The organism is Ruegeria sp. J8 (assembly GCF_056531925.1).
Map to the genome: position 1 here is coordinate 33,189 of NZ_JBQFMR010000014.1, position 19,293 is coordinate 52,481.

Here is a 19,293-nt window from a genome sequence, read left to right on the forward strand (position 1 = left end):
CCTGTCTGGACCATGGCGAGGAAAAGACCTACCTGTGGCCGTAAGGAGTATGTGACATGAACAAGCCCCCACTGACCTTGTATCTTGCCGCCCCGCGCGGGTTTTGCGCCGGCGTGGACCGGGCGATCAAAATCGTTGAGTTGGCCCTGCAAAAATGGGGCGCGCCGGTTTATGTGCGCCACGAGATCGTGCACAACAAGTTCGTGGTCGACGGTTTACGCGAAAAAGGCGCGGTGTTTGTCGAGGAACTGGACGAATGCCCCGATGATCGCCCGGTGATTTTCTCGGCCCATGGCGTGCCAAAATCCGTCCCGGCCACAGCCGCACAGCGCGAAATGATCTATGTCGACGCCACCTGCCCGCTGGTATCCAAGGTCCATGTCGAGGCGCAGCGCCATGCTGAGGCCGGGTTGCAGATGATCATGATCGGCCACAAGGGCCATCCCGAAACCGTCGGCACGATGGGGCAACTGCCCGAGGGCGAAGTTCTGCTAGTCGAAACGGTCGAGGATGTCGCCACCGTTCAGGTGCGCCACCCCGAAAAGTTAGCCTTTGTCACTCAGACCACCCTGTCAGTCGATGACACCAAGGATATCATAGCCGCGCTTGAAGCCCGGTTTCCCGCCATCGTCGGCCCGCATAAAGAAGATATCTGCTACGCCACCACTAACCGGCAAGAGGCCGTCAAAGCCGTCGCCCCCAGATCCGACGCCCTGTTGGTTGTGGGCGCGCCGAACTCGTCAAACTCGCGTCGTTTGGTCGAGGTCGCCGCACGTGCTGGGTGCGACTATGCCCAACTGGTGCAACGGTCCACCGATATCGACTGGCGGGCGCTGAAAGGGATTTCCTCGGTTGCCATCACCGCCGGGGCTTCGGCCCCAGAAGTTCTGGTCAACGAGGTGATCGACGCATTTCGCGACCATTACGACGTGACGGTCGAGATGGTCGAAACCGCTGTTGAGAACGTCGAGTTCAAAGTCCCGCGCGTGCTGCGCGAACCGGCATGAGCGGCATACCAAGAGCCCCGTTATTTCTGGGGCTGGCCGGGCTGATCCCCTTTGTCTGGGGCGCACTGACCTACCTGAATGACGATCTGCACGCTTGGGGTACTCAGGCGCTTGGGGCTCGTTTTGTGGGACCTTATGTGCAGTTGTTCTACGGCTCTGTCATCCTCAGCTTTATGTCCGGCGTGCTGTGGGGTTTTTCGACCAAGACATCTGGTAGCAAGGCGGCGACCTGCTATCTGCTCTCGGTTCTGCCCGCACTTTGGGCCTTTGCGAAAACGGGCGGCGGGCCGGTCGCTGCAGGCACCAACCTGATGTGGGGTTTTGCCGGGTTGCTTTTGCTGGACGCTGTGTTCTCATACTGGCGATTGACGCCGGTCTGGTGGATGCGTCTGCGCATGATGCTGACGGCCGTTGTTCTGGCCTGCTTAGCCGTTGGAGTGTACCTGTGACCGACAAGAGAACGATTGACGCCTACACTGCCCGCGTGGCCGAATATCTGAGCATCCCCCTGCCCCCCGAACAAATCGAAGCCCGCATGGCCTTTGCCGAAGCGGTTGCGGAAGGCGGTTATGTGCTGGATCTCGGTTCCGGCCCCGGATCGGACAGCGCCTTTCTACAACGCGAAGGGCTGCGTGTCCGTGCCCTTGATGCCACGCCCGCCTTTGTCGAACATGCGCAGCAGAACGGGATTGACGCGCGTCTGGGCACGTTTGACGACGTGACGGAAGAGGCTGAATATGACGGCATCTATGCCAGCTTTTCCCTGCTGCACGCCCCGCGCGCGGATTTTGCGCGGCATCTGTCCGCCATCCACAAAGCGCTGAAACCCGAGGGTGTTTTTTTTCTGGGCCTGAAACTGGGCACGGGTGAACATCGCGACGATCTGGATCGCTACTACACCTATTTTTCACAAACTGAAATCGAGGAGGCTATGACAAAGTCCGGGTTCACGATCGACCGGATCACGACGGGCGTGGGTGCCGGCCTTGCGGGTTCATATGACGGTTTCATTCTGGTGCTGGCCCATGCCTGAGCTGTTCGCCTATACGGACGGCGCATGTTCCGGCAATCCGGGCCCCGGCGGCTGGGGGGTTCTGCTGCGCGCGATGGATGGCGACAATGTCCTGAAAGAACGGGAACTCAGCGGCGGCGAGGCCGAAACCACAAACAACCGGATGGAACTGCTGGCTGCGATCAGCGCGCTAGAAACATTGGAGCGGGCCTCGAAGATCACCGTTGTGACTGACAGCGCCTACGTGAAAAACGGCGTCACGGGGTGGATTTTCGGGTGGAAGCGGAACGGTTGGAAGACCTCGAACAAGAAGCCTGTTAAGAATGTAGATTTGTGGCAGCGGCTGGATGAGGCACAAACCCGCCATGACGTGACCTGGGAATGGGTCAAAGGTCACGCGGGCCATCCTGAAAACGAAAAAGCCGACGAGTTGGCCCGGACGGGCATGGCCCCGTTCAAGCCCAAGAAAGCAAGGGCCTAGACGGCGCGCCAAAAGGAATACACCTGCCATGAAACCACAGTTCTGCTTTGCAGTCAGTTTCGCCCTTATGGCCGGGTGTACCCCATCCTACGACGCCCTGCGGTTTGAGGCACAGAGCGACCGGATTGTCGCCTCGGGCACTATCGACCACACGTCCTTGCATGCCTTTCAGGAGGTCATCCGCAGCAATCCGCAGGCTAAAACCCTTGTCCTGCAATATATTGAAGGCTCCGTGGACGATGACGCAAATGTCGTCTTCTCGCGTGTCGTGCGGGAACTGGGGTTTGACACGATTGTTCCGTCAGACGGCATGGTGGCGTCGGGCGGCACGGACCTGTTTCTGGCAGGCAACCGCCGCGTTCTGGAACCTGATGCCTGCGTTGGCGTGCACAGCTGGGGCGGCTTGAACATCGTGGCCACCGAAATCCCCAAAGACGACTCAGAGCATGACCGGTACCTGGACTACTATGCCGATATCGGTGTTGACCCGGCCTTCTACTGGTACACGCTTAACGCGGCCTCGGCCGAGGACATGCACTGGATGAGCGCGACCGAAGTTGAACGGTTCGCCCTCACGACCCGTAATGTGCCGCAACTTGGATCATCCGCAACCTGCGACGCGCGATGACCTCAGCGTGACAGCAACCTGGCTCCGATCTCTTTGACGAATTTCGCAGCCACCATGGCCGTCATCCCATACGGGTCACGATGAGGATTCAATTCGACGATGTCAGCGCCGACCAACTGCCCCTTGAAACGGTGGATCAGGTTGATCACCTCGCGGGTGCTTAACCCACCGGGTTCATGATGCGACACGCCAGGCGCAAAGGCGGGGTCCAACGCATCCAGATCCAGCGAGAGGTAAACAGGGCCATCAAAGCTGATTTCAAGATCGGGGCGCCAGCTTTGCATGTCGATCACTTCGACTCCGAACTTGTCGGCCTGTTCCTGCTGGTGCTTGTTCATGGTACGGATGCCAACCTGCACCAGACGGTTAATTGCGCAGGTTTCCATTACCCGCGCGAAAGGGCAGCCATGGCCCAGCGGACCGACCTGCTGACTGTCATACAAGTCTGGATGCGAGTCGATATGAAGGATGTTCAACCCCTCATACCGTTCCGAATGCGCCTTGATCAGCGGATAGGCAACCGAATGGTCCCCTCCCAAAGATAACAGTCGCGCACCGCTTGAAATCCGCGCAGCAGCACCAGCTTCGATCCGGTCGATAGGTTCCTGTCCGATCATCTCGAACACATCCAGGTCGCCTGTATCCTTGAAGCGGTCGGTCGCGCCGAGATCTGTGCCATCCTCTGCGGTCAGGTTAGCGGCTCCGGAATGCAGAGCCTCGCGAATACGACCAGGGGCAAAGGCGGGCCCTTGCAGAAACGAGGAATGAAGATCCAGAGGCACCCCCATAAGTGCGACGTCACCTGGGTTCAGATCCTGTGGCATGGAACACCTTTCAGATAAATTCTGCGGCGATCTGGCCGAATTGATTCCGAAAGGTCAAGAGGTCAACGGCGCAGGTATGTCTGCCAGATCCAGATCACCAACAACGCACCCAAAACCGCACCGACAAAGCCCGACAGCCAGCCCGCTACGGCGATCAATGCACGTAGAAGGAACCCGCCGACCAGCGCGCCAACGATGCCGATCAACATGGTTGTGGGAATATCGGCCTCGATCCGCATCAGTCGTGTCGCCAGAAACCCGGCGGCGGCTCCGATGATGACAAGGGCGATGACGGGCACGTTATTTCCTCCAATGAGTGGGCACGATGATCAGCGCCCCGATGGATGACAGGACCGCGTCCAGTCCGGGCGGGCCGAAGCTGATGCCAAACATGATGCGCACAAAGTAGAACAGGAACGCGCCGCCCGCGCAAATGATGATCGAGGGCAGGTATCCATTGTGGGTAAATCCGGTTTTTTCAGCCAGATACCCCACGATCCCGGCAATCACGACGGTGCCCATCAATATCATGAACATCTGGTTTACTCCGAACTGAGCCGCGTTCCGGTCGAAACAGGCCACCCCCGTAAAAAGGTTTCAACATCCTGCGCCCCTTTCCCTGCCCGTTGCAGCCGCAAAAGGTCAACCGCGCCGTCGCCACAGGCCACGCGGAGTGTGTCATTCAGAACCTCTCCCGGAGCGCCCTGCCCAGCGGCCAGCCGAGAGGACAAAAGCTTGACCCGCTCGCCTTCGATCTCGGTCCAGGCGCCGGGGAACGGGGACAGGCCCCGGATTTGCCGATCAACCTCGGCGGCAGGACGCGCCCAGTCGACGCGCGCCTCGGATTTGTCGATCTTCGCAGCATAGGTCACGCCATCTTCAGGCTGAACCTCAGGGGTCAGGTTCGGCAGCTCCTCCAACGCTTCAACCACCATAGCAGCGCCCATTTCTGACAATCGATCATGAAGCTGCGCTGTGGTTTCCAGCGGCCCAATATCCGTAGCCCGACGCAACAGGACCGGGCCGGTATCCAGCCCGGCCTCCATCTGCATGATGCAGATACCCGTCTGAGCGTCGCCCGCCATGATCGCACGCTGAAGCGGAGCAGCCCCGCGCCAGCGCGGTAACAGGCTGGCGTGAATGTTCAAACAGCCATGTTTCGGCGCATCCAGGATGGCTTGCGGCAACAGCAAGCCATAGGCGACAACGACAGCGACATCTGCGTCCAAGGCCGCAAACGCCGCTTGTTCGTCGGGCGATTTGAGCGAGACCGGGTGGCGAACGTCGAACCCCAATACCTCGGCCCGTGCGTGAACCGGGGTAGGACGGTCCTTTTTGCCACGCCCTGCTGGGCGCGGTGGCTGGCAATAGACAGCGGCGATCTCATGTCCGGCGGCAACCAGAGCATCCAACACCGGTACCGAGAAGTCGGGCGTTCCCAAGAAGATGATACGCATGAGGGTCCTCCGGAGCTGGGGATGCAGGGCAGACGCCCCGGGCTACCCGAGTTTCTTGGCTTTGCGCAGCAGCATGTCACGTTTAATTTTACTGAGCCGGTCGAAATACATCCGACCGTTCAGATGGTCGATCTGATGCTGTACGCTGGTGGCTTCGATCCCCACAAAGTCACGACGGTCGATCATGCCTTGTTCATTCAGAAACTTCACCGTCACCGCGCGCGGACGTTTCACCTTGGCCGAAACGCCGGGCAAGTTGGGGCTGGCCTCATCATGTTCACGTAGCTCAATCGAACTGTGCAGGATTTCGGGGTTCGCCAGACGAACGGCCCGGCCCCGCTCGGTCGAGCCATCCACCACGGCCAGCCGCAACATCACCCCGATCTGAGGCGCGGCGAGGCCGACGCCGGGCATCGCCTCCATCGTGTCGATCATGTCGTTCCAGATGGCGCGAATTTCATCGGTGACCTCTGCCACGTCTTCCGCCTTGGTGCGCAGACGTTTGTCAGGCCACGGCAGACAAGCGCGGACCGTCATGCGCGGGCCATTTCACGTTTCAATTTTTGCATTTTGCGCGTGATCATCTGGCGTTTCAGCGGTTTGAGATAGTCGATGAACAGCTTACCGTTCAGATGGTCGAGCTCATGTTGCACACAGGTGGCCCAAAGGCCGTCGAAGGTTTCCTGCTGCGCGTTGCCGTCGCGGTCGATCCAGGCCACATCCACGACTTTGGGACGGGTGACCTCGGCATATTGCTCGGGGATCGACAGGCAACCTTCTTCGTACACATTGGTTTCGTCGGACGACGCGATGATCTCGGGGTTGAACATGATCAAGGGGCGCGGGGCCTCGCCCTCTTCCTTGACGCAATCCAACACTATCAACCGATCCAGCACACCGATCTGCGGCGCGGCCAACCCGACGCCGGGCGCGTCATACATCGTCTCCAGCATGTCGTCGGCCAGCTTGCGCAGCTCATCCGTCAGATCGGCCACAGGGGCACAGACCTTTTTCAGGCGGGGGTCGGGATGGATCAGAATAGTGCGTTTCATGAGGTTGATTTAGGCCATCGCGCGATCCGCCGCAACGCCCCCCTTGCACCTGCCGCGATTGTAACTAGCTTTCGTCGCGACAGATGGAGATGACATGACGTTCAACGACCTCACCGACCGCCGGGGCACCAACAGTTCAAAATGGGACAAGATGGAGCGCCTCTATGGCATTTCGCCAGATGACGGGCTGGCCATGTGGACTGCGGATTCTGATTATCGCACAGCGCCTTGCGTGATTGATGCCGTGCAACAGGCCGTCGATCACGGTGTGTTCGGCTATTCCTGGATGCATCCGGACTATCTGGCTTCGGTCCAGTGGTGGATGGTAAATCGCCACGGGTGGGAGATTGACACAGATTGGGTCCTGACGTCGCAGGGGTTGGGCAACGCGATCGCCCTGTGTCTGGATGTCTGGTCTCAGCCGGGCGACGGGATTGTGATCTTCTCCCCTGTTTACCATGAGTTCGCGCACAAAGTGAACAAATCCGGCCGCCGCGTGGTCGAATGCCCATTGGTGCGTGATGGTGAAAGCTATGCCGTTGACCTCGAGGATGCGCAATCGCGACTGGACGGGTCGGAAAAGATGCTGCTGTGGTGCTCACCGCAGAACCCCTCGGGCCGGGTCTGGACACCGGACGAGCTGCGCGCGGTCGCGGCATTTGCCGAACGGAACGGGCTGATCCTGGTGTCGGATGAGATCCATCATGATCTGGTCTATCCCGGCAGCATCTTTGTGCCGATGGATGTTGCAGCACCTGATGCGCGCCCTTGGACGGTGACCCTGACGGCGGCTTCCAAGACCTTCAACATCGCCGGTCAACGCACCGGGAATATGATAATTCCCGATACTAAGCTGCGCGCGGACATGCGCCACCGCATTCAGGCGCTGGACTATGACCCCAGCGCGCTAGGTGTGGCGATGATCACCGCCGCCTACACGCCCGAGGGCGCCGCATGGGCCGACCAGCAGGTCGCGCATCTGGACGGAAACCGCAAACTGTTCGACGCGACGATTGCTGAAATCCCCGGCCTTTGGTCAATGCCGTTGCAATCCACTTATCTGGCCTGGGTCGATTTTTCGGGCACAGGCATGGACCATGCCGAGTTCACCCGACGTCTGCGAGAAGATGCCAAAATCGCCACCTCACCCGGCCCCGGCTTCGGAGCAGGCGGAGAAACCTTCGAGCGTTTCAACCTTGCTACTCAGCGCAGCCGTGTCGAGGACGCATGCGCCCGGCTGAAGCGTGCTTTTGCAGATTTGCAGTGATCGGAAGGCCCGGCGGTCTGTCCGTCGGGCATCCCGTTAGTCCTTATGGCCTAGCAGCGCGATGGGCGCATCCGGCGCACGGTAGAAATCCAAAGGAGCCTTATCCGAGGCGGCAGTGCTACGCTTGAACTCATACCGCATCTCACCCGCCTCATCTTCGTCAGCGATGATCAGGCATTGGTACAGATGGTTCGCACCGTCATAGATATCGACCAACCCGCGCAATTTCGGCGTCGTTGCGGCCTCAACCGTGAAGCCGTCTTTCCACAATCTCAGAATTTTATACGTATTGTCGCCGATTTCGACACGAAGGCGGCTGGTCTTTTTCAACCCCGCGATTCGCGCCGCATCCAATTCGGCGCTTATTTCCTTAGAAACATAGGTCGTCATAACAATTTTCCCCCGCAGTACATACTATTGTGAGCAACTCTTCGTAAAAATCCAATGAAGCTGAGAACCTGAAACAAACCGATTTCAATCTGTTGCGCGGAAATCCCGGATCGACCTGTGCAATGACGCAGGCAAGATGCGCGCGCCCTCGCATGGAACCGACCCGAGCGACACCCTATGTTTGCCGAAATCGGATTTCGGAGGGACAAAGATGGGCCTGTTGGTCGATGGCAAATGGCACGACACTTGGTATGACACCAAATCCACCGGCGGCGCGTTCAAACGCAGCGCTGCGCAGTTCCGCAACTGGCTGACCGCCGATGGCAGCGCGGGCCCCTCGGGCAAGGGCGGGTTTAAGGCGGAAGCTGGACGCTATCACCTCTATGTCAGCCACGCCTGCCCCTGGGCACATCGCACCCTGATCTTCCGGGAACTCAAGGGGCTAAGCAATCTGATCTCTGTCTCGGTCGTGCATCCGGATATGCTGGACAAGGGCTGGAACTTTCAGCCAGACGACAAAGGCGCAACCGGGGATGATCTGTACGGGCTGGACTATGCCCATCAAATCTATACCAAGGCGGACCCGTCCTATTCCGGCCGTGTCACAGTGCCGATCCTTTGGGACAAGGAACAGGAAACGATCGTCTCGAACGAAAGTTCAGAGATCATCCGTATGTTCAATTCGGCCTTTGATGGCATCACGGGCAATAACGACGATTACTGGCCCGAGACGATGCGCGATGACATCGAAGCGGTCAACGCCCGGATCTATTCCGACGTGAACAATGGCGTCTACAAATCCGGCTTCGCCACCAGCCAGGCCGCCTATGACAGCGCTGTTGGGCCGCTATTCGATACGCTGGATTGGCTCGAAGATCGCCTGTCCCAAAACCGCTACCTGATGGGGGATCGCATCACCGAGGCCGATTGGCGCTTGTTCACGACCCTGATCCGGTTCGATCCGGTTTATCACCTGCATTTCAAATGCAACCGGCGGCGGCTGATCGACTATCCGAACCTGTGGGCCTATACGCGCGAGCTGTATCAATGGCCGGGCGTCGCGCCCACTGTGAACATGGAGCACATCGTGCGCCACTACCACTACAGCCATGAAAGCATCAATCCGCACCGCATCATCCCGACCAATCCAGTGCTGGATTACGCAGAACCGCATGGGCGCGGTCAGCGATCCGCCGCGTAGTGTTCGACCATCGCCGCCAGATCCTCTGGCGGCGTTCCGCTTTGCACATAGGCGCACGCATTGGGGCTGTGGGCAAAGATGGACCCGTCCGAGAAAAAGGTGGTGTTCGTGACGAAGATCACCCGCGCCTCAGGGCGGCGATAGCTGGCGAAATCAGCCACGGCCAGCGCGCTGCCTGCCTCCAGCACCAAATCCAGCACGATAATGTCAAACGCGACCCCGTAAAGCGCGAGGATCGCGGCCTCTTGCCCGGCGACAAGCGTGACCTCAGCGCCTTGACGTTCAAGGTGCCGCTTCCAGACCCGACCTAGGTCGGGATTACTCTCAACAATCAAAACATTCATAAGTAACAACCTCGGCACATGAAGTGGTGAACGGTGCCGACCCCTGAGTTTGTGATCACGCCAATTCCTTAACAAAGGGTTAACGCTGTTTTCCGGTTGCCGCCGAGGCACGGATTCGCTTGTGCAAATGGCAAAAATCCGCTTGAAACGGGCCGAAACGCGCGATTCCGGCGAGAACCTAATGACAAGCTCTGACAAAAACTTGAACCCGCGCGCCCGTCGCGACCATGGCGGAGGACTGGATGATGCTATCCAAGCCTATGGCGGATCGCGGCAAGACTGGCTGGACCTGTCGACCGGAATCAACCCGCAGCCCTACCCGATGTCTGACCTGAGTGCCGAGGATTGGACCGCCCTGCCCGACCACGGCGCGTTCGAGCAACTGACCAACGCGGCCCGCCAATTCTGGTCCGTGCCTGATAACGCCGCGATTTTGCCTGGGCCCGGCGCCTCGGCTTTGATCGCCCGCATTCCGGCCTTGGCGCCGCAGGGGCGGGTTCAGATCACAACCCCCACCTATAACGAGCACGCCGCCGCCTTTTCCGCGCAAGGCTGGAGCGTTCAGCCCGAAGGTCCAGCCGACGCGCGTGTGATCGTTCACCCCAACAATCCCGATGGTCGCTATTGGACCGAGGCCGACGCCAACGCGCTGCTGACCATCATTGACGAGAGTTTCTGCGATGTCGCCCCCGAAGCATCGCTGATCCATCTGGCCGAGCGGCCCGGCGTGATCGTGCTGAAAAGCTTTGGCAAGTTCTGGGGGTTGGCCGGGCTGCGCCTTGGCTTTGCCATCGGCGAACCAAAGCTGATCGCACGGCTGAACGATCTGACTGGCCCATGGGCGGTCTCGGGTCCTGCTTTGCGAATTGGCGCGCGGGCTTTGCAGGACACGGGCTGGGCCGCAGCCACCCGACGGTATCTTCAGCAAGGCGCGGACCGGCTGGATACCCTCGTGACGGGTCAGGGTGCCTGTTTGGTCGGGGGTACACCGCTCTTTCGCCTTTACTCCGTCGAAGACGCCGCCGAGTGGCAGGACCGTCTGGCCCACGCTCATATCTGGAGCCGCATCTTCCCCTATTCGACAACTTACCTGCGTCTGGGCTTGCCACCAGCAGACGGCTGGGCCCGGCTTGAGGCGGCATTGTGAGCACCGCCTTCCTTCTGGTCTGCGCCCTCTGTCTGGATGCGGCCCTGGGCGAGCCCGACTGGCTGTGGTCGCGGGTGAAACACCCCACCGTCGTGATCGGCAACCTTATTGGCTGGCTTGACAAACGCCTCAACCACGGTGCGCAACGGCGTCTGAAAGGTGTCGCGGTTGTCGCCTTGTTGGTGTGCGGCGCATTGATTATTGGGCGCGCGCTGACCCTTCTGGGACCAGTAGTCGAAATAATCGCCTGCGCCATTCTGCTGGCTCAGAAGTCACTGGTCAGCCATGTGCGCGATGTTGGCACCGGTTTGGCCATCTCGCTGGAAGACGGGCGGGCAAAAGTGGCGATGATCGTCTCGCGCGATACACGCGACATGACGCAGGCGCAGGTCGCGCGGTCAGCGATCGAAAGCGCGGCCGAAAACCTCAGCGACGGGGTCATCGCGCCCGCTTTCTGGTTTCTTCTCGGCGGCCTGCCCGGTCTGTTGGTTTACAAGGCCGTAAACACCGCCGACAGCATGATCGGCTACCGCAGCGAAAAATACCGCGACTTCGGCTGGGCCTCGGCCCGGTTGGACGATGTACTTAACCTGATCCCCGCCCGCCTGACCTGCGTGATGATCGTGGCGCTGTCGGGCCAATGGGCGCGCTGGCCTCAGATGGTCGCGGATGCCCGCCGCCATATCTCGCCCAACGCTGGCTGGCCTGAGGCCGCCATGGCCCGCGCCTTGAACGTCGCCCTGGCTGGACCGCGCAGCTATGACGGGCAGCTGCGCGATCTGGCCTGGGTCAATGGCGACGCCCCCCGCGAGATTGGCGCGTCAGAGGTTTTCCGCGCATGCGACATGCTCTGGCGGGTCTGGGGGCTTGCGCTTGGCATCGTGTCGGTGTCGGTTGGGGTCAGTTTCATTTTCTGACGGACCCGTTTCATGCGTTTGCTCTCTGGCCTTATGGTCGCCGCCCTCTTTGTGTCACCCGCCTTTGCCCAATGCGGCGGCGGGTTCAATAGTTTCGTAAAAGGCCTGAAATCCGAGGCCGTGCAACAGGGCTTTGACCGCGCCACCGTCGACGCCTTCTTCAACGGCGTGCAGCAGGACAGCGCGGTGCTGAAAGCCGACCGCGCGCAAGGCGTGTTCCAGAAGCCGTTCATCGAGTTTTCGCGCCGTCTGATCTCGCAAAACCGCATTGATCGCGGGCAGGCTATGTCGCGCAAATATGACGCCGTGTTTGACCGGATCGCACGCGATTACGGCATCTCACGCGGCGTACTGCTGGCCTTCTGGGCGTTCGAGACCGATTACGGTGCCTTTCAAGGCGATTTCAACACCCGCAATGCGCTCGTGACGCTGGCCCATGACTGCCGTCGGCCCGAGCTGTTCCGTCCGCAAATCTTCGCTGCCATCGAATTGTACGAGCAGGGCAATTTCGACCCCGCCCGCACCACCGGGGCTTGGGCCGGAGAAATCGGCATGGTCCAGATGCTGCCCCGCGATATTCTTGAGAACGGTGTGGACGGGGATGGGGACGGCAAGGTGTCGCTGAAAACCTCGGCCCCGGATGCGCTGATGTCGGGGGCCAAGATGCTGTCGGGCCTGGGATGGCAACCGGGTCAGCCTTGGCTGCAAGAGGTCAGTGTGCCCAGCGAAATGGATTGGTCGCTGTCCGGCCCCGGCAAACCGCGCCCAGTGTCCGAGTGGCAGGCCATGGGCGTTCAGGCCCGCAGCGGGTCGCTGTCCAACCTGCCCGCCTCGCTGATCCTGCCGCAGGGCCATAAGGGGCCCGCCTTTCTGGCCTATCCGAATTTCGACGTCTATTTCGAATGGAATCAGAGCTTTACCTACGTCCTGACCGCCGCCTATTTCGGCACCCGACTGGAGGGTGCGCAGATTTACGACGCGGGCAACCCGGCGCAAGGTTTGTCAGGGGCGCAGATGAAGCAGCTACAGACCAAACTGCAGGCGCGTGGGTATGACGTGGGCAAGATCGACGGTATTCTGGGGGCTGGTACGCGGGCGGCGGTGCAGGCAGAGCAAAAGCGATTGGGGCTGCCTGCGGATGCGTGGCCAACGGTGGAATTGTTGAACAGCCTATAGCTGATCAAACGGCTCTACTCGTCTTCGAACACCGGTCGCGGGGCACCGTTGCTATCCAAAGCAACGAAAACGAAATCCGCATCCGTTACCTTTTGTCCATTGTCCGATTGCCTGGGACGCGCCCAGACATCCACATGAACCCTTATAGACGTGCGCCCAACATTCACCAGCGTTGCATAGAGCGTCACCTCATCCCCAACTTTTACTGGCTGAAGAAACTGCATCGCCTGTACGGAAACTGTGGCCGTTCGACCCTGCGCAACACGCGCGGCCATGTTTCCCGCCGCCAAATCCATTTGGGACATCAACCAGCCGCCAAATATGTCCCCTGCCGGGTTTGTGTCGGCTGGCATTGCTATGGTCCGAATGACAAGAACGCCTTCATCCTGCTGGCGACCATGTGATCCAAGCTTCTTACCACGCGCCAACCGGCTGTCCGTGTCTTCCGTCACTGATTATGTCCTTTCAAGAGGTTGTGTCTGGCGTAATTTTACTCAATCTACCAGGTCTGCCCAGCGAGCAGTTACACCCACCCGTTTCGCGGTGCCATATGGGAAAGTTCTAAATAGCCGCAAGGCCCGGATGACTACTCCGGCCGTACCGGATACCGATCCCCTTTTTCGTCAATCAGCACCAACCTTTCACCGCTGCGCACATACAGATCGCACCTGCTGAACCCATTACGATAGGCGATGCAGACGCTGCCGTCCTCGGCGATGGAATAGGTGCCAAAGGCGGCGTCTCCGCTGGCGTAGGTGTAGGAATAGGCCCCTCCGGCCGAGAATTTTGCCTGACCGTCGTCAAAAAATGTCAGCGTGCGTCCGGCCAAAGCGTCCAGTTCTTCGGGCGACAGGGGGACGTCTCCGGGTTTCGTGGGCCATTCGGCGGCAAGGGCGGGGCCAGCGGTCAGCAAGGTGAGGATCAATAGTCGCGTCATGGGAACAGTCTAAACCGAACTGCTCTGCAACAGGCATAACGTTGCAGTGAAAGGTTAGGCGACCATCTGTTCGGCTTTCTTCAGGTCGACTGAAACCAACTGGCTGACGCCCTGTTCTTGCATGGTCACGCCGAACAGCCGGTCCATCCGCGCCATCGTCACCGCATGGTGGGTGATGATCAGGAACCGCGTGTCGGTCTGGCGGCACATCTCGTCCAGCAGGTCGCAGAACCGCGTCACGTTGGCGTCGTCCAGAGGCGCGTCGACCTCATCCAGCACACAAATCGGCGCGGGGTTGGCAAGGAACACACCAAAGATCAGCGCGGTTGCAGTCAGGGTCTGTTCGCCGCCCGAGAGCAGGCTGAGCGTCGAGAGTTTCTTGCCCGGCGGTTGACACATGATCTCGAGACCCGCGTCCAACGGATCGTCGCTTTCAACCATGACCAGATTGGCCTCTCCACCACCAAACAGATGCTTGAACAGCATGGCAAAGTTCGAGTTCACCTGTTCAAACGCCGTCAACAGACGTTCCCGCCCTTCGCGGTTGAGGCTGGCGATACCGCTGCGCAGGGCCTTGATCGCCTCTTCCAGATCAGCCTTTTCGCTGTTCAACGTGTCGAATTCTTCCTGAACTTCTTTGCTGTCCTCTTCGGCCCGCAGGTTCACCGCACCCATCGCATCGCGCTGACGTTTGTGGCGGTTGACCTCGGCCTCAAGCGCGTCGGCGGCGGGCATCTGGTCTGGGTTCACGTCCAGCTGGTTCAGCAACTGGTTCGGCGTCAGCTGCTGATCCTCGGCGATGCGTTCCGCAGCGGCGGTTACGCTTTCTTTGGCGGCGTCAGAGCGCGCTTCGGCGGCGGCCCGGCTTTCGCGCGCTTCCGAGGCCAGACGTTCCGCATCACGTTCGGCCATCACCCATTCGCGCTGCTGAGCCTCGGCTTGGGCCAGCTTGTCCGCAGCCTCGGCACGACGCGCGTCGGCGGCTTCAATCAATTCGTTCAGTTCTTCGCGCGCCTCGGCGATTTCACCGGGGGCGGCCATGGCATCGGCAAGCTCCTCCTCCGAGCTTTCCTTGCGTTCGACCAATTCCGAGATGCGCTTTTCCGCCGTCTCCAATCGGTGCTTCCAGCCACTGAGGTCTTTTGTCACCTCTTGGCTGCGGCGGGTCCGCGCCTCGCCCTCGCGGCGCAATTCGTCATGGGTCGAGCGGTGGGTCAGCATGGTGATCCGTGCAGCTTCGACCGTTTGTTTGATGTCCTCAACCTGCGCGCGGGCGCTGTCGAGGTCCCCCAGCCCGGTCAGTGCGCCCTCGGCCTCGCGCAGTTGGGCGCGGGCGGACATGGCGTCCTCCTTATGGCGGTCGACGGCCAGCGTCAGGGTTTCCAGCTTGCCCTGCGCGAGATTGCGATCCGCCTCGGCCCGACTGAGCGCGCGTGCAGTTTCGGCCATACGTTGATCGGCGGCCCGTCGGGCGTCGCGCGCACGGCGGTCAGCCTCGGTCACGTCGGCCAGTTGCTGCGACAGCGCCTCATGCGCCGCCCGCGCGCCATCTGCCTGCGCCTCGGTCCGGGTGAGTTCCTGTTTCAACGCTTCCAGCTTGTTCAGCTGTTCCAAGCGCAGGGCGGCGGCGCTTGGGGCATCCTCGGCCCAGGCGCGGAACCCGTCCCAGCGCCACAGGTCGCCCGAGCGCGAGACCAAGCGCTGACCGGGTTTCAGCGAGGCCTGCAGACGCGCGCCCTGATCCGAACCGACCAGACCGATCTGCGCAATGCGGCGGCTGAGGCGGTCGGGGCCGGAAACATGCAGCGCCAGCGGTTCGGCCCCCTCGGGCAGCGGCTGATCGGCGTCATAGCCTGCAACCTGCACCCAACCGGATGGCCCGTCGCCTTCAACCAGAGGCGCGCGCAGGTCATCGGCCAAAGCCGCGCCCAACGCCTTTTCGTATCCCGGTGCCACGCGCAGCAGATCCAGCACCTGTCCGCCTTCTGCGGTGTCGCGTTCGACCAGTTTGGCCAGCGCGGTGGTTTCGGCCCGGATCGCGCCTAATTCACCTTCAGCCTCGGAGCGTTTGGCCCGAGCCTCGGCCTCGCGCGCCTGAGTTTCGTTGCGCAGCTCATCGGCGGCGGCCAGTGCCTCTTCGGCGGCCTCGGCGGCCTCGCGTGCTTCTTCCTCGCCTTCTTGCGCGGCTTCGAATGCTTCGGCGGCGCGAGTCAGCGCCTCGTGCGCCTCATTCACAGCACCGCGCGCTTTTTCCTCTTCGCTCTCGGACCGGGCCAGCGTTTTGCGGCTGTCTTCGACCAAACGTTGCGCCGATTGGTGACGGGCGACCAGACGAGCCATATCCTCGGTCTGTTGTGACAGGTGATCTTCACGATCCTGCAAGACCGACGCCGCCTCGCGCGCGATTTCGGCCGCCTCGGCCACCTTGTCATCATGACCTTCCGCGGCCTTTGTCAGCTCGCGGGCTTCCCATTCCAGCCGTTCGATCATCTGGCCCGCATCGCGGTTCAGGCCGGTTTCACGCTCGATATCATTGCTCAACTGCTGAATACGGTTGGTGAGCGTTTCGATGGTCTGACGGGCGCGGGTTTCCTGATCAGAAAGCTGGTCACGCTGCACCTGCTGGCGCTGCAACACGGCGGCGGCGATGGCCTCTTCCTCACGCAGCGGCGGCAGGGTTTCTTCGATCTCGGCGCGCTTTGCGGCGGCGGCACGGGCCTCTGCCTCAGCACGCGAGGCTTCTGTGATCCGATCGCGCAGCTTCTCCTCGGCCTGTTGGCGGGCCATATCGGCCTCTTTCCAACGACGGTAGAGCAGCATTCCCTCGGCCTGCCGCAATTGTTCACCGATCTCGCGATAGCGCGCGGCCTGACGGGCCTGACGCGCAAGTTGCGCCAGCTGCGTGCCCAACTGTTCCAACACGTCATCAACGCGGGTCAGGTTGGATTCGGTGCCCTTGAGTTTCAGCTCGGCCTCATGCCGCCGCTGATAGAGGCCCGATATTCCAGCCGCCTCTTCCAGAATACGCCGCCGGGCACGGGGTTTGGCGTTGATCAGCTCGGCAATACGGTTCTGCCCCACCAGCGCTGGCGAATGCGCCCCGGTTGAGGCATCCGCGAACAGCATCTGCACATCGCGCGCGCGTACGTCCTTGCCGTTGGTCTTGTAGGCGCTGCCGACGTCGCGGGTGATGCGGCGGATGATTTCCAACTGGTCCGTGTCGTTGAACCCCGAAGGCGCTAACCGTTCCGAATTGTCCATAGTCAGGACCACTTCGGCAAAGTTGCGCGCGGGACGCGTGGCCGCCCCTGCGAATATCACATCTTCCATCGCCCCGCCGCGCATGGATTTGGGGCGGTTTTCGCCCATCACCCAGCGCAACGCTTCAAGCAGGTTGGACTTGCCGCAACCATTTGGCCCCACCACACCGGTCAGCCCATCCGCGATGATCAAATCGGTCGGATCGACAAAGCTTTTGAAGCCGGTGAGTTTGAGTTTGCTAAAGCGCAAAGGCAATGAGTCCCGTGATTCCTATATGCTTGAAGTCTGCGCAAGGGATTGGGGACCTGTCAACGCAGTTGCGCAGGATATGGGAATTCGACCCGAGTTATCCACAACATCTTGCTCAAATACGCAAGATTACGCGCAGGTCAGTAGGGCGTGCATTCAAACACCTGATAGCCGTAATCGCCGCCGATATCGTCGAAGACGCCCGTATCTACGCATTCATAGTTCGGGCGCGAAATTGCAGTCAGCAAAAGGCGCTCGGCCATTTCTCGATCACAGCCCAGTACACCAACGGTGACTGCGGCATCCCCCAGCACATCCAGAATCGGACACCCCGACACCTGTGCCATTGCCAATGCTGCGCGGTCGCGGATTGGACCAAGCCGCGGCGCGTATTGCATGTTGATCCGCACCGCCTCGGCCAGTTCACCACGCACGCGCACGTCAAAGACACTGCCATTCACCGCCACGCGCGTGGCTGGCACATCGCGAAAATGGGGCGTGCCGGCCGAACATGCGGCCAGCACCAGGAGAGACAGATACCGGATCATACGCCCAGTGTTGCGGGCAAACCGTTAATGAAACCTTACCCGATCTGGGTTTTCAGGACCTGCCCCAATCGTGCGATCCCTTCGCGGATCGTCGCCTCATCAGAGTTCGAGAAGCTAAGTCGCACGGTATTCGCCCCACTACCATCGGGGAAAAACGCCCGACCGGGTACAAAGGCCAGCTTGACTGTCTCCAGCGACCGCGCCAACAGCGCGGCGCCGTCGGCCCCTTCGGGCAAGGTCAGCCAGATGAACATCCCGCCTTCGGGCCGGGTCCATTCTACCCCGTCGGGCATATAGTCCTCCAACGCCTGCAACATCGCGTTTCGGCGCGCGCCATAGGTTCGGCGCAACATCGGGATGTGGCTATCGAAACAGGTGCGCGCCACCTGCTCGGTCGCCATCTGGTTGAGTGTTGGCGAATGCAGATCAGCCGCCTGCTTGATCAGAACAAGCTGCTGGATCACTGGCTGCGCGGCCACGATCCAACCCACACGCAAGCCCGGCGAAAGGGTTTTCGAGAAGCTGCCGCAATAGATCGTCCGGCACGCCTCGATCGAGCCCTTACGCTTTTGCTCCAGTGCCAGAATGGGCGGGATCGCATCACTCTCGTAACGCAACGCCTGATAGGCCCCATCCTCGATCACCGCGATATCCAGCGCATCAGCCAGATCCAGCAGGCCCTCTCGTGCGCGCAAATCAACGGTCTCACCTGTCGGGTTGGCGAAGTCCGGTGACAAATAGGCAAATTTTACCCGCCCTTCGCCCGCTGCCGCGGCGTACTCCGCCGCTCCTTGGTTGCCGTTCAGGTGCAGCCTGTCGAAGCGCGGCTCATAGGCGTCAAACGCGTTGATCGCCCCCAGATAGGTTGGCCAACCGACCAAGGCGGTATCCCCGGGCGATAGGTAGAGCTTGCCAAGATAGTCCAACGCCTGTTGTGACCCCGAGGTGATCAGGATGTTCTCAGCCCCACAATCAATGCCGTTGCCCCGCATATGATCGACCAGCCATTCACGCAGAGGACCATAGCCCTCACTGACCGAATATTGCAGCGCGCGGTCACTGTGATCTGCGGTCATTGCGGTCTGGAACGCCTGCGCAAATTCTTCTTTCGGGAACAAGGCCGGGTCGGGAATACCGCCAGCGAAGGAAATGATTCCGGGCTGATCGAGAAGTTTCAACAACTCGCGGATCTCGGACGCTTTCATTCGCGATGCACGCGTAGCGAACAGCGCTTGTGTCGACATGTGCCCCCTCCCTGTTCGGACATGGGCAGCGTATCGAGGATTTTTTTAAAGTCAATAATTCTGACCTATTCTCACCTCAAGGCCGCGACATTCTTGTACCCGCCTGCATTCCATGGTCATATGAATTGACCAATTTCAGCGACGACATCCC

Annotated in this window: 23 protein-coding genes; 10 read left to right on the top strand and 13 right to left on the bottom strand. The window is 60.5% G+C overall.

Features of this window, described 5'->3' with window-relative positions; all coding sequences use genetic code 11:
- Positions 1-56 precede the first annotated feature (56 nt).
- Genes ispH through ACR0L1_RS21510 form a run of 5 tightly spaced genes read left to right on the top strand, consistent with a single transcriptional unit; the run spans position 57 to position 3,128 of the window.
- Positions 57-1,007: a 4-hydroxy-3-methylbut-2-enyl diphosphate reductase gene (gene ispH / locus ACR0L1_RS21490; RefSeq protein WP_480860712.1), complete on the top strand. Its 951-nt coding sequence runs from the start codon at positions 57-59 to the stop codon at positions 1,005-1,007.
- Complete coding sequence (locus tag ACR0L1_RS21495) at positions 1,004-1,456, top strand: DUF3429 domain-containing protein (RefSeq protein ID WP_170787294.1); 453 nt, start codon at positions 1,004-1,006, stop codon at positions 1,454-1,456. The genes ispH and ACR0L1_RS21495 overlap by 4 nt, the downstream gene beginning before the upstream one ends.
- Positions 1,453-2,040, top strand: a complete 588-nt coding sequence (locus tag ACR0L1_RS21500; protein WP_331252145.1) for a class I SAM-dependent methyltransferase — start codon at positions 1,453-1,455, stop codon at positions 2,038-2,040. The genes ACR0L1_RS21495 and ACR0L1_RS21500 overlap by 4 nt, the downstream gene beginning before the upstream one ends.
- Positions 2,033-2,500: a ribonuclease HI gene (gene rnhA, locus ACR0L1_RS21505; RefSeq protein ID WP_480860714.1), complete on the top strand. Its 468-nt coding sequence runs from the start codon at positions 2,033-2,035 to the stop codon at positions 2,498-2,500. The genes ACR0L1_RS21500 and rnhA overlap by 8 nt, the downstream gene beginning before the upstream one ends.
- A 28-nt stretch (positions 2,501-2,528) precedes the next feature.
- A complete protein-coding gene (locus ACR0L1_RS21510; RefSeq protein WP_480860716.1) occupies positions 2,529-3,128 on the top strand; it encodes a COG3904 family protein in 600 nt (199 codons plus the stop codon).
- A gap of 2 nt (positions 3,129-3,130) precedes the next feature.
- On the opposite strand, the gene speB is transcribed toward ACR0L1_RS21510, so the two are convergent.
- The 6 genes from speB to def (ACR0L1_RS21540) all read right to left on the bottom strand — a co-directional run bounded on the left by speB (position 3,131) and on the right by def (ACR0L1_RS21540) (position 6,461).
- Positions 3,131-3,952, bottom strand: a complete 822-nt coding sequence (speB, locus tag ACR0L1_RS21515) for an agmatinase (protein ID WP_170791619.1) — start codon at positions 3,950-3,952, stop codon at positions 3,131-3,133.
- A 62-nt stretch (positions 3,953-4,014) separates the two neighbouring features.
- Positions 4,015-4,251 carry a GlsB/YeaQ/YmgE family stress response membrane protein gene (locus ACR0L1_RS21520; protein WP_170791620.1) on the bottom strand — a complete coding sequence of 79 codons (237 nt, stop codon included), beginning with the start codon at positions 4,249-4,251 and terminating at the stop codon, positions 4,015-4,017.
- Between the two features lies 1 nt (position 4,252).
- Positions 4,253-4,489: a hypothetical protein gene (locus ACR0L1_RS21525; RefSeq protein WP_480860718.1), complete on the bottom strand. Its 237-nt coding sequence runs from the start codon at positions 4,487-4,489 to the stop codon at positions 4,253-4,255.
- 5 nt (positions 4,490-4,494) lie between these two features.
- Positions 4,495-5,409, bottom strand: a complete 915-nt coding sequence (gene fmt, locus ACR0L1_RS21530; RefSeq protein WP_480860720.1) for a methionyl-tRNA formyltransferase — start codon at positions 5,407-5,409, stop codon at positions 4,495-4,497.
- A gap of 42 nt (positions 5,410-5,451) precedes the next feature.
- Positions 5,452-5,946 (bottom strand): peptide deformylase, encoded by a 495-nt coding sequence (def, locus tag ACR0L1_RS21535; protein WP_480860722.1) that lies wholly within the window; start codon positions 5,944-5,946, stop codon positions 5,452-5,454.
- Positions 5,943-6,461 carry a peptide deformylase gene (def, locus tag ACR0L1_RS21540; RefSeq protein ID WP_170791624.1) on the bottom strand — a complete coding sequence of 173 codons (519 nt, stop codon included), beginning with the start codon at positions 6,459-6,461 and terminating at the stop codon, positions 5,943-5,945. Before def (ACR0L1_RS21540) ends, def (ACR0L1_RS21535) begins: the two co-directional genes overlap by 4 nt.
- 94 nt (positions 6,462-6,555) lie before the next feature.
- On the opposite strand from def (ACR0L1_RS21540), the gene ACR0L1_RS21545 reads away from it, so the two are divergent.
- Positions 6,556-7,728, top strand: coding sequence for a MalY/PatB family protein (locus ACR0L1_RS21545; RefSeq protein ID WP_480860724.1), 1,173 nt, complete (start codon positions 6,556-6,558; stop codon positions 7,726-7,728).
- 36 nt (positions 7,729-7,764) lie between these two features.
- On the opposite strand, the gene ACR0L1_RS21550 is transcribed toward ACR0L1_RS21545, so the two are convergent.
- The gene (locus tag ACR0L1_RS21550) at positions 7,765-8,118 is read right to left on the bottom strand and encodes a hypothetical protein (protein WP_170775290.1); all 354 of its coding nucleotides are present in this window, start codon (positions 8,116-8,118) and stop codon (positions 7,765-7,767) included.
- Between the two features lie 211 nt (positions 8,119-8,329).
- On the opposite strand from ACR0L1_RS21550, the gene ACR0L1_RS21555 reads away from it, so the two are divergent.
- Complete coding sequence (locus ACR0L1_RS21555; RefSeq protein WP_480860726.1) at positions 8,330-9,319, top strand: glutathione S-transferase family protein; 990 nt, start codon at positions 8,330-8,332, stop codon at positions 9,317-9,319.
- On the opposite strand, the gene ACR0L1_RS21560 is transcribed toward ACR0L1_RS21555, so the two are convergent.
- Complete coding sequence (locus ACR0L1_RS21560) at positions 9,301-9,663, bottom strand: response regulator transcription factor (RefSeq protein ID WP_480860727.1); 363 nt, start codon at positions 9,661-9,663, stop codon at positions 9,301-9,303. The two genes, ACR0L1_RS21555 and ACR0L1_RS21560, sit on opposite strands and share 19 nt — an antisense overlap.
- Positions 9,664-9,844: 181 nt before the next feature.
- Here ACR0L1_RS21560 and cobD point away from each other — a divergent pair, with 181 nt between their 5' ends.
- Genes cobD through ACR0L1_RS21575 form a run of 3 tightly spaced genes read left to right on the top strand, consistent with a single transcriptional unit; the run spans position 9,845 to position 12,903 of the window.
- The gene (gene cobD, locus ACR0L1_RS21565) at positions 9,845-10,810 is read left to right on the top strand and encodes a threonine-phosphate decarboxylase CobD (protein ID WP_480860729.1); all 966 of its coding nucleotides are present in this window, start codon (positions 9,845-9,847) and stop codon (positions 10,808-10,810) included.
- Positions 10,807-11,727, top strand: a complete 921-nt coding sequence (gene cbiB / locus ACR0L1_RS21570) for an adenosylcobinamide-phosphate synthase CbiB (RefSeq protein WP_480860730.1) — start codon at positions 10,807-10,809, stop codon at positions 11,725-11,727. Before cobD ends, cbiB begins: the two co-directional genes overlap by 4 nt.
- Positions 11,728-11,739: 12 nt before the next feature.
- Positions 11,740-12,903 (top strand): lytic murein transglycosylase, encoded by a 1,164-nt coding sequence (locus ACR0L1_RS21575; protein WP_480505713.1) that lies wholly within the window; start codon positions 11,740-11,742, stop codon positions 12,901-12,903.
- A gap of 14 nt (positions 12,904-12,917) precedes the next feature.
- On the opposite strand, the gene ACR0L1_RS21580 is transcribed toward ACR0L1_RS21575, so the two are convergent.
- The 5 genes from ACR0L1_RS21580 to ACR0L1_RS21600 form a co-directional block, all read right to left on the bottom strand.
- On the bottom strand, positions 12,918-13,256 hold the full coding sequence (locus ACR0L1_RS21580; protein WP_480860759.1) for an acyl-CoA thioesterase: 339 nt from the start codon (positions 13,254-13,256) through the stop codon (positions 12,918-12,920).
- A 233-nt stretch (positions 13,257-13,489) separates the two neighbouring features.
- Positions 13,490-13,840, bottom strand: a complete 351-nt coding sequence (locus ACR0L1_RS21585; RefSeq protein WP_480505711.1) for a hypothetical protein — start codon at positions 13,838-13,840, stop codon at positions 13,490-13,492.
- Between the two features lie 54 nt (positions 13,841-13,894).
- Entirely contained in the window at positions 13,895-17,350 is a 3,456-nt protein-coding gene (locus tag ACR0L1_RS21590; RefSeq protein WP_480860733.1) for a chromosome segregation SMC family protein, read from the bottom strand.
- Positions 17,351-17,490: 140 nt separating this feature from the next.
- Positions 17,491-17,898 (bottom strand): hypothetical protein, encoded by a 408-nt coding sequence (locus ACR0L1_RS21595; protein ID WP_170775274.1) that lies wholly within the window; start codon positions 17,896-17,898, stop codon positions 17,491-17,493.
- Between the two features lie 35 nt (positions 17,899-17,933).
- A complete protein-coding gene (locus ACR0L1_RS21600; RefSeq protein WP_480860734.1) occupies positions 17,934-19,142 on the bottom strand; it encodes an aminotransferase-like domain-containing protein in 1,209 nt (402 codons plus the stop codon).
- Between the last annotated feature and the right edge of the window lie 151 nt (positions 19,143-19,293).

What these genes read in the sequence shown, in the direction of transcription:
- ACR0L1_RS21560 (WP_480860727.1), bottom strand. Translation starts at nt 9,663, where the DNA reads ATGAATGTTTTGATTGTTGAGAGTAATCCCGACCTAGGTCGGGTCTGG.
- ACR0L1_RS21550 (WP_170775290.1), bottom strand. Translation starts at nt 8,118, where the DNA reads ATGACGACCTATGTTTCTAAGGAAATAAGCGCCGAATTGGATGCGGCG.
- ACR0L1_RS21595 (WP_170775274.1), bottom strand. Translation starts at nt 17,898, where the DNA reads ATGATCCGGTATCTGTCTCTCCTGGTGCTGGCCGCATGTTCGGCCGGC.
- speB (WP_170791619.1), bottom strand. Translation starts at nt 3,952, where the DNA reads ATGCCACAGGATCTGAACCCAGGTGACGTCGCACTTATGGGGGTGCCT.
- fmt (WP_480860720.1), bottom strand. Translation starts at nt 5,409, where the DNA reads ATGCGTATCATCTTCTTGGGAACGCCCGACTTCTCGGTACCGGTGTTG.
- cobD (WP_480860729.1), top strand. Translation starts at nt 9,845, where the DNA reads ATGACAAGCTCTGACAAAAACTTGAACCCGCGCGCCCGTCGCGACCAT.
- ACR0L1_RS21525 (WP_480860718.1), bottom strand. Translation starts at nt 4,489, where the DNA reads ATGTTCATGATATTGATGGGCACCGTCGTGATTGCCGGGATCGTGGGG.
- ACR0L1_RS21495 (WP_170787294.1), top strand. Translation starts at nt 1,004, where the DNA reads ATGAGCGGCATACCAAGAGCCCCGTTATTTCTGGGGCTGGCCGGGCTG.
- ACR0L1_RS21600 (WP_480860734.1), bottom strand. Translation starts at nt 19,142, where the DNA reads ATGTCGACACAAGCGCTGTTCGCTACGCGTGCATCGCGAATGAAAGCG.
- ACR0L1_RS21585 (WP_480505711.1), bottom strand. Translation starts at nt 13,840, where the DNA reads ATGACGCGACTATTGATCCTCACCTTGCTGACCGCTGGCCCCGCCCTT.
- rnhA (WP_480860714.1), top strand. Translation starts at nt 2,033, where the DNA reads ATGCCTGAGCTGTTCGCCTATACGGACGGCGCATGTTCCGGCAATCCG.
- ACR0L1_RS21545 (WP_480860724.1), top strand. Translation starts at nt 6,556, where the DNA reads ATGACGTTCAACGACCTCACCGACCGCCGGGGCACCAACAGTTCAAAA.
- def (WP_170791624.1), bottom strand. Translation starts at nt 6,461, where the DNA reads ATGAAACGCACTATTCTGATCCATCCCGACCCCCGCCTGAAAAAGGTC.
- ACR0L1_RS21510 (WP_480860716.1), top strand. Translation starts at nt 2,529, where the DNA reads ATGAAACCACAGTTCTGCTTTGCAGTCAGTTTCGCCCTTATGGCCGGG.
- ACR0L1_RS21555 (WP_480860726.1), top strand. Translation starts at nt 8,330, where the DNA reads ATGGGCCTGTTGGTCGATGGCAAATGGCACGACACTTGGTATGACACC.
- def (WP_480860722.1), bottom strand. Translation starts at nt 5,946, where the DNA reads ATGACGGTCCGCGCTTGTCTGCCGTGGCCTGACAAACGTCTGCGCACC.
- ACR0L1_RS21575 (WP_480505713.1), top strand. Translation starts at nt 11,740, where the DNA reads ATGCGTTTGCTCTCTGGCCTTATGGTCGCCGCCCTCTTTGTGTCACCC.
- ACR0L1_RS21580 (WP_480860759.1), bottom strand. Translation starts at nt 13,256, where the DNA reads ATGCCAGCCGACACAAACCCGGCAGGGGACATATTTGGCGGCTGGTTG.
- ispH (WP_480860712.1), top strand. Translation starts at nt 57, where the DNA reads ATGAACAAGCCCCCACTGACCTTGTATCTTGCCGCCCCGCGCGGGTTT.